General features: G+C 44.1%; 12 protein-coding genes and 1 pseudogene. 7 read left to right on the plus strand and 6 right to left on the minus strand.

Annotated elements, in window-relative coordinates:
* From ACTHSP_RS12825 to ACTHSP_RS12835, 3 genes and pseudogenes are all read right to left on the minus strand, one after another.
* Positions 1 to 116, minus strand: a pseudogene (locus ACTHSP_RS12825) (EtfB protein); the annotation flags it as partial.
* Positions 117 to 300: 184 nt separating this feature from the next.
* Positions 301 to 1269, minus strand: coding sequence for a lipopolysaccharide heptosyltransferase I (waaC, locus tag ACTHSP_RS12830; RefSeq protein ID WP_314511190.1), 969 nt, complete (start codon positions 1267 to 1269; stop codon positions 301 to 303).
* A 46-nt stretch (positions 1270 to 1315) separates the two neighbouring features.
* Positions 1316 to 1951, minus strand: coding sequence for a nicotinamidase (locus ACTHSP_RS12835; RefSeq protein ID WP_314511188.1), 636 nt, complete (start codon positions 1949 to 1951; stop codon positions 1316 to 1318).
* Between the two features lie 170 nt (positions 1952 to 2121).
* Between ACTHSP_RS12835 and tsaA the strand changes: the two genes are divergently transcribed.
* Positions 2122 to 2796 (plus strand): tRNA (N6-threonylcarbamoyladenosine(37)-N6)-methyltransferase TrmO, encoded by a 675-nt coding sequence (gene tsaA / locus ACTHSP_RS12840; protein WP_314511186.1) that lies wholly within the window; start codon positions 2122 to 2124, stop codon positions 2794 to 2796.
* Between the two features lie 95 nt (positions 2797 to 2891).
* Here tsaA and gap read toward each other — a convergent pair whose 3' ends face one another.
* Complete coding sequence (gene gap, locus ACTHSP_RS12845; RefSeq protein WP_049333089.1) at positions 2892 to 3896, minus strand: type I glyceraldehyde-3-phosphate dehydrogenase; 1005 nt, start codon at positions 3894 to 3896, stop codon at positions 2892 to 2894.
* 650 nt (positions 3897 to 4546) lie between these two features.
* Between gap and lpxC the strand changes: the two genes are divergently transcribed.
* A complete protein-coding gene (gene lpxC / locus ACTHSP_RS12850; RefSeq protein ID WP_440346220.1) occupies positions 4547 to 5461 on the plus strand; it encodes a UDP-3-O-acyl-N-acetylglucosamine deacetylase in 915 nt (304 codons plus the stop codon).
* A gap of 237 nt (positions 5462 to 5698) precedes the next feature.
* Here the strand turns inward: lpxC and ggt are convergent, their stop codons facing one another.
* Positions 5699 to 7468: a gamma-glutamyltransferase gene (gene ggt / locus ACTHSP_RS12855; protein ID WP_440346221.1), complete on the minus strand. Its 1770-nt coding sequence runs from the start codon at positions 7466 to 7468 to the stop codon at positions 5699 to 5701.
* Positions 7469 to 7622: 154 nt separating this feature from the next.
* On the opposite strand from ggt, the gene ACTHSP_RS12860 reads away from it, so the two are divergent.
* Together ACTHSP_RS12860 and gnd are read left to right on the plus strand one after the other, a co-directional pair.
* On the plus strand, positions 7623 to 7871 hold the full coding sequence (locus tag ACTHSP_RS12860) for a hypothetical protein (RefSeq protein WP_440346222.1): 249 nt from the start codon (positions 7623 to 7625) through the stop codon (positions 7869 to 7871).
* A gap of 79 nt (positions 7872 to 7950) precedes the next feature.
* Positions 7951 to 9399, plus strand: coding sequence for a decarboxylating NADP(+)-dependent phosphogluconate dehydrogenase (gnd, locus tag ACTHSP_RS12865; RefSeq protein WP_315093183.1), 1449 nt, complete (start codon positions 7951 to 7953; stop codon positions 9397 to 9399).
* Positions 9400 to 9594: 195 nt separating this feature from the next.
* Here the strand turns inward: gnd and ACTHSP_RS12870 are convergent, their stop codons facing one another.
* Positions 9595 to 10545: a D-2-hydroxyacid dehydrogenase gene (locus ACTHSP_RS12870; protein ID WP_440346223.1), complete on the minus strand. Its 951-nt coding sequence runs from the start codon at positions 10543 to 10545 to the stop codon at positions 9595 to 9597.
* A gap of 198 nt (positions 10546 to 10743) precedes the next feature.
* Here ACTHSP_RS12870 and ACTHSP_RS12875 point away from each other — a divergent pair, with 198 nt between their 5' ends.
* The 3 genes from ACTHSP_RS12875 to ACTHSP_RS12885 all read left to right on the plus strand — a co-directional run.
* Positions 10744 to 10962, plus strand: a complete 219-nt coding sequence (locus ACTHSP_RS12875; RefSeq protein WP_003743387.1) for a hypothetical protein — start codon at positions 10744 to 10746, stop codon at positions 10960 to 10962.
* A gap of 125 nt (positions 10963 to 11087) precedes the next feature.
* Positions 11088 to 11672 carry an SMI1/KNR4 family protein gene (locus tag ACTHSP_RS12880; protein ID WP_070829737.1) on the plus strand — a complete coding sequence of 195 codons (585 nt, stop codon included), beginning with the start codon at positions 11088 to 11090 and terminating at the stop codon, positions 11670 to 11672.
* A 34-nt stretch (positions 11673 to 11706) separates the two neighbouring features.
* Positions 11707 to 11886, plus strand: a 180-nt coding sequence (locus ACTHSP_RS12885) for a DUF2061 domain-containing protein (RefSeq protein ID WP_440346224.1), incomplete at its 3' end; no start/stop codon positions are given.

Raw genomic sequence — 11886 nt, forward strand, 5'->3', positions numbered from 1 at the left:
TCAAACGGGTTCATCGACATTTTGACATTACCGATATCCACATCGGAACCATCGGCTTTCACACGAACTTTGACGTTATAGTCCACTACGCGCTTTACTGCGACCAGTGCTTTCATTCAATTCTCCTAAAAAGAATGTCCATCAAATCTAGCATACTGCTTTTGATACATTCTTTATATAAAATCCAATTCGGTTTTCACCAACATGATAAAACCAAATTTGTATAAATCTTGGTAAATAGAGCGGAATTATATCATTTCTAAAGCATTTACTCAGAAAATAAATCCAACTCCCCAGCAATTATTTACCGTATGCTGCAACACAATCCATCAAGGTTTGATAAACCTCGTCAATATTGGGAATTTGAGCAATACCGCCTAAATTTTTTGCATAAGCCGAAACTTGAACGCCGGTCTTGGCCGGATCTGTATCTGTATAAATTCCTACAACAGGCTTTTCCAGCGCATTGGCAAGATGCAGCAGTCCGGTATCTACGCCAATAATACCCTCTGCGTTTTTCAATAAAAATGCAGCCTGTAATAAATTCATTTTGTCGCAAACCGAAGCAAACGATAAATCGCTTGCAATCTGTTCGGCACGCATTTTTTCGGTTTCATTTCCCCACGGCAGATACACATTGCAGTGTTGTTCTTCATTCAACTTTTTCAATAATGCACGCCAGTGTTCTACCGGCCATAATTTACTATCGCGACTGGTTGCATGCAAAGCAACGTAATAAGGGGATTGCAAATTTTTCAGACGGCCTGATTCAGGAACCGACAAACCAAATACCTGCGTTTCAGGCATTGTATAACCAAATACTTGGGCGAATAATTCACGGTTTCGCCAGACCGCATTTTTGCCTTTCGGTACGGCAAACGTTTTACTGTATGCAAGGGCAGCCAAACTTTCACGCGCGCTGTGTTTATCCAAACCGTAAATAGGGGATTTCGCCATTTTGGCAAAGCATGCGCTTTTAATCAGTCCTTGGCTATCTAAAACAAAATCAAAAGATTCAGCCTGTAAATCCATTTTCAGACGGCCTATTTCACGCCACGTTTCAGCCTGAAAAAGGTGTTTGCGCCACTGCCGCCATTTCATTACATGAACCTTTTTGACAAAAGGATGCAAGCGGGTAATATCTGCAAACCCTGCCTCACACAACCAATGGAGCTCTACCTCAGGACATTGTCGCGCCAAATCTTCAACTGCAGGCAACGTATGAATTAAATCGCCCATACTGGACAAGCGGACAAGTAAAATCTTCATATTTTGAAAAATGTTTCACGTGAAACAACAGAATTTAAAATATAATTTACTGATTATTAATGTATTTTTTTATTTCTTCGGCGTTTTCTAAAACAATAGCCCCGGCAGAATGCATTTCCTGCCATGCTGATTCAACCGTTTCAGGAGCAATGCCGCGGCAAGCCGCCTGATTGACGATGACTTTCCAAGCCCCGCCTTTAAGCAACTGTAAAACCGTTGTCTTTACACAATAATCCGTTGCCAAACCGCCGACAATGACTGTATCTGCATTTTGACAGCGCAACCATTCGATCAAACCTGTACTCAGCTTTTCCTCAATATCGTGAAAACATGCGCCGTAGGGGTGTAATTCAGGATCAACGCCTTTCCAAACGCAATAATCGTATTCTTTGGCTGAAGGCAGGCCATCCAACAATTCATAGCCATATGTTCCAACCATCGCATGCGACACCCAAGTCAAATCCGCATCGGGCAAACCCGTCAGTTTCAACATATCAACAGGATTATCCACAAGCCATTTTGCCGCGGCATGATGCGCATCTTTCGTCATAACGCGTAAATCCGCCAATGCAGCTTGGGCATTGAGTTCATCCGCAATCAGATGACCTTCGGCAACAGGCAATTCCTTCGGGCACAAAGGTGTAAACGTTTTTTGTGCATCTACATCGATAGAAACAATCATGGATTAATATAACCTATTGAATTTATTTTATATAATTTAAATTACACATTTATTGCCAATGTACGGACATTTGGAATAAACGCTTTGTATTATAACAAATTACTACCGCAAAATGTGGGAAAACATCTGTGATATGATGACAGTTTACACAGAATATTTATCCACAAATTATGTCCTATTCGATTACGCCTATTGCAACCGTTCATTCCCCCTACAAACAAAAATTCGGCATTGCCCGCCAACCCAGTTTGGTTCCTGCAGCAAAAATTTGCATTGAACTCACTCCTGAATTTACCGCAGACAGCGTTCGGGGCTTGGAAGATTTTGACTATGTGTGGATAAGTTTTATTTTCCACGGCGTATTGGATGAAGGTTGGGCGCAAATGGTGCGTCCGCCACGACTTGGAGGCAAACAAAAAATGGGCGTATTTGCCACGCGTAGCCCGCACCGCCCCAATCATCTCGGTTTATCCCTGCTGAAACTCGAACGCATCGAAACAGGCAAACCTGTCCGCATCTATTGCAGCGGCGCAGACCTATTAGACGGTACTCCGGTAGTGGATATCAAACCCTACATCCCGTTTGTCGAATCCAAACCTGACGCATCATCAGGCTTTGTCAGCGGCAAACCTGAAGAATTGAACGTTGTCTGGGCAGAAAGTACGCTTGCAGAACATTTATCCACAGAAGAAAAACATCTCATTGAGCAAAGCATCGCCCAAGATCCTCGCCCTGCCTATCAAGATATTCCCGAACGGGTTTATGTAATGAATATTGCGGATTATGAAGTGCAGTTTAGGATAGAAAACAAATGTGCCACAGTGATTAAACTATCCACAATCTGATTGCAAATTGAATCTATCTACACACAAAAGGCCGTCTGAAATGTTCAGACGGCCTTTTAATTATCCACAGACTGATTGATTCAGCCCGTTATTTTTTAGATTTTGCTGGCAAAAAATTCCAAGGTACGAACCAATTGGCAAGTGTAAGACATTTCATTGTCGTACCAAGCAACGGTTTTTACCAATTGTTTGTCGCCAACTGTCATCACGCGGGTTTGAGTCGCATCGAAAAGTGAGCCGTACTCGATACCGATGACGTCGGAAGAAACAATTTGATCTTCAGTGTAGCCTAAAGCATCGTTGGCGGCAGCTTTCATGGCTGCATTGATTTCTTCTTTGGTAACAGGGCGTTCGAGAATAGAAACCAGTTCGGTCAAAGAGCCGGTAGCAACAGGAACGCGTTGGGCAGAACCATCAAGTTTACCGTTCAATTCAGGGATAACCAAGCCAATGGCTTTAGCGGCACCAGTGCTGTTCGGTACGATATTCAAGGCAGCGGCACGGGCGCGGCGGAAGTCGCCTTTGCGGTGTGGCGCGTCAAGGGTGTTTTGGTCGCCGGTATAGGCATGGATGGTAGTCATCAAGCCTTCGACAATACCGAATTCTTTTTGTAATACCGCAGCCATAGGAGCCAGGCAGTTAGTCGTACAAGAAGCGGCGGAGATGACGGTTTCGCTACCATCCAAAATATCTTGGTTTACGCCGTATACAACGGTTTTCACATCATTGCCGCCAGGAGCCGAAATCACAACTTTGCGCGCACCGGCACGGATATGGGCTTCCGCTTTGGTTTTATTGGTAAAGAAACCAGTACATTCGAGGACGACGTCCACACCCAGCTCGCCCCAAGGCAATTCTTCAGGATTAGGATTGGCAAATACTTTGATTTCTTTGCCGTTCACAACAATCGCATCATCTTTCAATTCGGCAGAGCCTTCAAAGCGGCCTTGAGTACTGTCGTATTTGAAGAGGTGCAACAGCATGTCTGCAGGAGTCAAGTCGTTAACAGCAACGACTTCGATACCTTGGGCTTTTTCAATTTGACGCAATGCCAGACGACCGATACGGCCAAAACCATTAATCGCTACTTTAATACTCATTTTGCTACTCCTATTAGATGGAATGGGAAAAATTTTTCAGTAAGTCCATTGTATCCTGAAATAAAATTACTTTCTAGGATTACAGATGATTACTTTTAAGTTGTTTGATTTAAATAAAGAAAACATGAAATTCTTGTTTGTAGGAAAATATCAGGCAAATCAGATCAGTCCTACCTTTTGATATTTTATTTCATAAAAACCTTTTTCCAATCTTAAAAGTTTCATAAGTTTATGGAAATCATAAACTTAGTTCTATTTCCTCCGTATTTTGCCATTTTTGTGTTGATAATTCAGTGTTTTCTTCAAATCATAATATTTTAATTCTTAAAATGATGATTTTGATGAAGAACCAAACTATCTGTAGATAACGGAATAATTTTCTTTAAAACCAATTTGATAGTTACTTTTTATCTTTGAGGCCAACCCCAACTGAATACCGGAATAAAAAAGGATAGAATCTTAGTTCTTCTATTTTTCTGTGGATAAAAACCAAATTACCCACTTCAATTTCACATACTATTGTGGATAATTTAAATCTAGAGGTTTCTCTCGCAAAACATCCATATTGGCAAATACTATTAAAAATGATAGCTTGTTTTTTCCTTTTTAACGTATCATTTGTCCATCAGACTTTTTAAAAGGAAGCAATTATGCTACAACGGACTTTAGCCAAATCAGTAAGCGTTACCGGCGTCGGCCTGCATTCGGGCGAAAGGGTCGCTCTGACTTTGCATCCTGCCGAAGAAAACAGCGGTATTTCGTTCCGCCGTACTGATTTAAGTGGAGAAATGGGCGAAGTAATCAAATTGAATCCTTATTTGATTAACGATACCCGCCTCTCTTCAACCATCGTTACCAATAAAGGCGTGCGCATCGGTACGATTGAACATATTATGTCGGCTCTGTCTGCCTACGGCATCGACAATGCTTTGATTGAATTGAACGCGCCTGAAATTCCGATTATGGACGGCTCCAGCCTGCCGTTTATTTACCTTTTACAAGATGCAGGCGTGGTAGATCAAAAAGCCCAAAAACGTTTTTTGAGAATCCTCAAACCCGTTGAAATCAAAGAAACCGGAAAATGGGTGCGCTTTACGCCTTATGACGGCTTTAAAGTTAATTTAACCATCGAATTTGACCATCCCGTATTCAACCGCAGCGCACCTACTTTCGAGATTGATTTTGCAGGAAAATCCTATATCGATGAGATTGCCCGCGCCCGTACCTTCGGTTTTATGCACGAAGTGGAAATGATGCGCGCCCATAATCTCGGACTGGGCGGCAATTTGAACAACGCCATCGTGATTGACGACATGGATGTTTTGAATCCGGAAGGTTTGCGCTATCCCGATGAATTTGTTCGCCACAAAATCCTGGATGCGATTGGCGATTTGTACATTGTCGGCCATCCGATTATCGGTGCATTTGAAGGTTACAAATCAGGCCATGCCATCAATAATGCGCTGTTGCGTGCCGTTTTGGCAGATGAAAGCGCTTACGAATGGGTTGAGTTTGCCGATGATGAAGACTTGCCTAGTGCTTTTCACGAGCTGCCGGCAGTCTGATAGAGAATAGACAAAACAGTCCAATAAAAAGGCCGTCTGAACCTTTCAGACGGCCTAAATCATGTTGTTTTCCACAAGTAATTATCCACATATTTATCCCTTTTATCTTATTGAAAAATAGAAATATTAAATTTTAACGTTATTCTTATACACATCTTATCCATATATTTTCCCAAACTAAAAAGGCCGTCTGAAACGAAGCTGTTCAGACGGCCTTTTTCATGTCAACCGACAAAATCAATCGCCCATGACTTTGCCTTCGCGGCGCGGGTCAGCACCACCAAGCAAACCGTCTTTGCCGATCACAATGCCTTGTACGCCGGAATTCAAATCACGGATTTGGACTTTGTAGCCCAGTTTTTCCAACGCAGCCGCTTTATCCGCAGCCGCTGTTTTATCCTCAATCTCATACTGGCTGCCGCGATTGAGCATATTCGGCAGTGAAATTGCCGTCTGAATGTCCATACCCCAGTCGATATGCGCCACCAGTGTTTTAGCGACGAAACCGATAATGCGGCTGCCGCCCGGCGAACCGACCGCCATATAAGGTTTTCCTTCTTTCATCACAATGGTCGGTGCCATCGAAGAACGCGGACGTTTTCCACCGGCAACGCTGTTTGCCACCGTTTTACCGTCTTCTCTGACAGGGTTGAAGGCAAAATCGGTTAATTCGTTGTTAAGCAGATAGCCGTTTGCCATCAGCCCCGAACCAAAGGCATTTTCAATCGAAGTCGTCATCGATACAACGTTGCCGTCTTTATCCACAACCACCAAATGACTGGTGGACGGCAGCTCGACCGCCATGCCCTGCGCGTATGCCTTGCCAAACTTGCCTGCCTGAATAATTTCCAATGCCTTGTCAGCTTTGCGGATTTCTTCGGCACGCGGTTTCAAATAAGCTTGAGAAATCATGGCACGGGTCGGAACGTTCACAAACTTGGGATCGCCGACATAATAATCACGGTCGGCAAACGCAATCCGCGATGCATCGCCTATCCAGCGCCAACTGTGGATATTTTCCGTACCCAACGCCTTCATATCCTGATTCTGCAATACGCCCAAAATCTCGCCCAAAGCAATCGCGCCCGAACTTGGCGCGCCCATGCCGCAGACTTCATATTCACGATACGGCGCGCAAACCGGCTTACGCTCGATAACTTGATAGTTTTTCAAATCCGCCATGCTGATTTTGCCGGGATTATCCACGGCGCCGGTAACGGCACGGACAATATTCTGTGCCTGCGCCCCCTGATAAAACGGCGCACTGCCTTTTTCTGCCAACAGGCGTACGGAGCGGGCAAATTCAGGGTTTTTCAACACCGTTCCCGCTGCCAAAGGCTTGTCGTCGGGCAGGAAATACACGGCGGTTTGCGGATAACGTTTCAAAGGCTCCAGATTCTGCTCGATGGATTTCGCCATGCGTGGTGAAACGGTAAAGCCTTGTTCCGCCAAAGCAATCGGTTTGTCAAACAGACTTGCCCAAGGCAATTTGCCGTAACGCTTGTGGACATCTTCCAGCAGCTTCGGAATCCCCGGCACGCCGACCGAACGGCCGCCGACCACTGCGTTCATAAAGCCCATCGGCTTGCCGTTTTCATCCAAGAAAAGCGCCGGCGTTGCCGCTTTCGGCGCCGTTTCGCGGGCATCAAACGTCGTCAGCTTTTTCGCCTTATTGTCCCAATACACCAAAAACGCGCCGCCACCCAAACCGGAAGACTGCGGCTCGGTCAGTCCCAAGGTCGTCTGCATAGCGATCATCGCATCTATCGCGCTGCCGCCGCGTTTCAAAACCTCGTATCCTGCCTCGGTTGCCAACGGATTGGCAGACGCTGCCATATAATGCTTGGCGCGGATCAATTTCTGCTCGGTCAGCCCCGTTCCTTGTTCCGGCGCATGGTTATCCACAGATACGGAGGGCAGGGTAACTTGAGGCTTTTGAACCGGCTGTTGCGCACAAGCAGCTAAGACCAAAACAGGTAATAATTTAATACCAAAGGAAAATTTCATATTCACTCCATTAATTTAAATATTTTCAGACGGCCTTTTCCCAACTTGAACAAGAGGGAATATGAAAATATTCAGAAATAAAAAACCATTTGACTATTTCCCTACTCAATCAGTTCCGATTGGAGAAGTATAAAAAAGCTAGGATTGTGCACAGGTGAAAATTTATCCACAGAATGAAGCAGCAGAAAAATTTTATCCACATATGCAAACAAGACCGGCCATACTTTATCCTCATCAAAAAATATCAGCTAAGTATTTGAAAATTTGTTTTAATCAAAGTTATCAACAAGGTGTGGCAACACTCAATATCATCTTCTATTTATTATTTAAAATCTTATTTATAGTTTGTTTTCCCAAAGGCAAAGGCCGTCTGAAACGTAAAGGCATCTTTTCAAAAAATTAAAAAGTTAAGGATTGTTAAAAACGTGTAAATCAGCTAGAGTTACGCTTGATAAAATTAATCAATAACGGAGTTTCACGAAATGAAAGGCGACATTGGCGTAATCGGCCTTGCCGTAATGGGGCAAAACCTGATTCTCAACATGAACGACAACGGCTTTAAAGTTGTCGCATACAACCGTACGACCAGCAAAGTAGATGATTTTTTAAACGGTGCAGCCAAAAATACCAATATTATTGGTGCATATTCACTGCAAGATCTAGTTGATAAATTAGAAAAACCGCGCAAAATCATGATGATGGTTCGCGCCGGTTCTGTCGTGGACGATTTTATCGAGCAACTTGTCCCGCTTTTGGACGAAGGCGACATTATTATTGACGGCGGCAATGCCAATTATCCCGATTCCACCCGCCGCACGCACAAGCTGGCGGCAAAAGGCATCCGCTTTATCGGCGCGGGCGTTTCCGGTGGCGAAGAAGGCGCGCGTCACGGCCCGTCCATCATGCCCGGTGGCGACGAAGCCGCATGGCCTGCCGTTAAGCCGATTTTCCAAGCCATCTCCGCCAAAACGCCTCAAGGCGAGCCTTGCTGCGACTGGGTCGGCCGCGACGGCGCGGGCCATTTCGTCAAAATGGTGCACAACGGCATCGAATACGGCGATATGCAGTTGATTTGCGAAGCCTACCAATTCATGAAAGACGGCTTGGGCCTGTCTTATGACGAAATGCACCAAATCTTCAACGAGTGGAACAAAACCGAGCTGGATTCCTACCTGATTGAAATCACCGCCGCGATTTTGGGCTACAAAGATGAAAACGGCGAACCTTTGGTCGAAAAAATCCTTGATACTGCCGGTCAAAAAGGCACGGGCAAATGGACCGGCATCAACGCCCTCGATTTGGGTATTCCGCTGACACTGATTTCCGAAGCCGTGTTTGCACGTTGCGTATCCGCGTTTAAAGACCAACGTGTCCAAGCAAACAGCCTGTTTGGCAAAACCATTACCCCGATTGAAGGCGACAAAGCCGCATGGGTGGATGCGTTGCGCCAAGCCCTGTTGGCATCCAAAATCATTTCCTACGCACAAGGCTTCATGCTCATCCGTGAAGCCAGTGAAAACAACGATTGGGCATTGAATTACGGCAACACCGCCCTCTTGTGGCGCGAAGGCTGCATTATCCGCAGCGCCTTCTTGGGCAACATCCGCGACGCATACGAAGCCAATCCCGATTTGGTCTTCTTGGGTTCCGATCCTTATTTCAAAGGCGTATTGGAAACCTGTCTGCCTGCATGGCGTAAAGTGGTCGCCAAAGCGATCGAGTGCGGTATTCCGATGCCTTGCATGGCTTCTGCCATTACCTTCCTTGACGGCTACACTTCTGAGCGTTTGCCTGCCAACCTGCTGCAAGCGCAACGCGACTACTTCGGCGCGCACACCTACGAGCGTACCGACAAACCGCGCGGCGAGTTCTTCCATACCAACTGGACAGGTAAGGGCGGCGATACCGCTTCAACCACATACGATATCTAATTTGCCCAGGCAAACAAAAGGCCGTCTGAGTATTTCAGACGGCCTTTTTATAGGGTTATCCACAATGAAGAATGAAACGATTTAAAGTATTTGATAGATAACTTTATGAAATAAATAAAGATTAATAAAGGCCATCTGAATATTTCAGACGGCCTTTAAAATTGTTCACAACCTTATCAACAGGTTTTCCATAGATTAAACCAGATTTTGCGGATTGCCGACCACGAAGCGGTTGATGTTGTCCAAAAGGATGTCAAACAGGCGGTTGGCAGCCTCTTGGCTTGCCCATGCAATGTGTGGCGTGACGATGAGGTTGGGCAGTCGGGCTTTCAGCAGAGGATTGCCGTCGCGTGGTGGCTCTTGTGTCAACACGTCAAAACCTGCCCCGCCGATTTGGCCGTATTTCAACGCCGCAACCAAAGCGGCTTCATCAACCAGGCCGCCGCGCCCGCAGTTGATGAGGATGGCGCCGGGTTTCATTTGCTGCAATTCGGCTTCGCCTATCATGTTGGCCGTTTGCGGCGTGAGCGGGCAATTAAGCGACACGACATCGGCGGAGCAGATGGCTTCGTCAAAGGAAACATAGCCGTCGCGGACGCTTTGGGCATTTTTATGTTCGGCGAACACGACATTCATTTTGAAAGCCTGTGCATAAGTTGCCAGCGTTTTACCGATATTGCCGCGACCGAAAATCGCCAGCGTTTTGCCGTTTAAATCACGCATCGGTGCGCCGAGGTGGCAGAAAAACGGCGAGTTTTCCCACAAGCCTGCCGCAACGTCGCGCTGATAGGCAGGCAGGTTGCGCATCAGGGTAATCATCATCATAAACGCGTGTTCCGCCACGGATTCATTACCGTAAGCGCGGATATTGCACACGGCCGTGCCGTTTTGTTTGGCGGCCTCAACATCCACATTGTTGACGCCTGTCGCGGTAACGGCAACCAGCTTGAGTTGTGGATTTTCGGCAAATGCTTCGGCGGAAATCACGACTTTGTTGGTAATCACAATGTCCGCGCCGCGGATACGCGCCAGCGTTTCGTGCGCTTCGGTTGTGCCGTAGCTGCTTAATGTGTGTGGAAAATCAAATTCAAACGGACGGTTGACGAGGGTATCGCGGTCGAGGACGACAATTTGGAGCGAATTCATAAAATTCCTATCAAAAATAAAATATCGATTTATAAAATCTAAATAAGGATAAAGGATTTAAAATATACGCGTTAGTTGATAATAATTATTATATAGTGATTAAAACATCAATGTATCAGGAAAATAAGCTGATTGTTACACCAAAATTCCATAAAGAGATACTAGACCCGAAATACCATTTTGGAAGAGGATAGCATTATGTTAGATAGATTATATTTAATCAAATTGATTGATCAGTTAAGAAATTTTGAAGGTTCAGAAGAGGATGAAGATGTATTTCTTGAAAAATTAGAAAATTTGGTCACAGATCCAAATATATCAGATTATATATATTGGACAAACATGAGCTCCGAGGAAATAGCTGATAAAGTACTTAGTTACAAACCTATTATCCTCCCTGATTTAAGCAATTCTTAGTCTACATGAAATTTTCAGTTTTAATGTAACGTATATGTGGAATACATACATGTACTATGCGTAATAAACAACCTAAGGAGAAATGTTGATTATTTGACAAATTATAACTGAAAGGAGTAATGAAAATGAAAATTAAGAGTTTAGTTGAGAAAATGGGTGGAGTTCAAAGGTTTACATTTGAACCACTGATTCCTACATCTAGAAAATTAATGTCCAAATTTTTAGATATTACTAAAGAAGAATTTTCAGATTATTTGGATTATCTTGAATTATTTGGTGGAGAGACAGGATTTATAAAAGAATTTAAGTTAACCCCATATAGTGATTTGCCTGAATATTGTTATCCTGATGACGATATTCCTGTAGGTGGTAATATCGAATGGAGTGGTGGTGATTTAGGTTTTTTTTATGGTGAAAATATAAACTACCAAAAAAACTCCCAAATTAGTGAAAGGCTTGAAAAATACAAAAATAGAATACCAGATAATTTTCTACCAATATCAAGTAATGAATTTGGTGATTTGATTTGTCTATGTACTCAAGGAGAAAGAATTGGGCAAATTTTCTATTGGGATCATGAAAATGAATGGGATGAAGAAGATTATTTTGATGAATTTGGTGTACAAATGCCTGAAGAAGTAAAATTCCAAAATATCTATTTAATTGGTAAAAATCTATATGATTGCTTTAGCAGAATGATTCCAGTTTAATAATTGAAACAAGCCGTAGCCCGCACAAAACCTAATGATTAAAACCATTACATTTGCTATTTTGCATTTCAGCGTCGCATTTAGTGTCGCCTATATTCTGACCGGCAGTATCGGTGTTTCCAGTGCGGTGGCTTTGGTCGAACCCATCGTCAATACCGTCGTCTTTTATTTTCATGAAAAAGCGTGGAACCGCTACGAGAAAAACAAATCCGAA

Source organism: Neisseria sp. P0001.S005 (assembly GCF_051963715.1).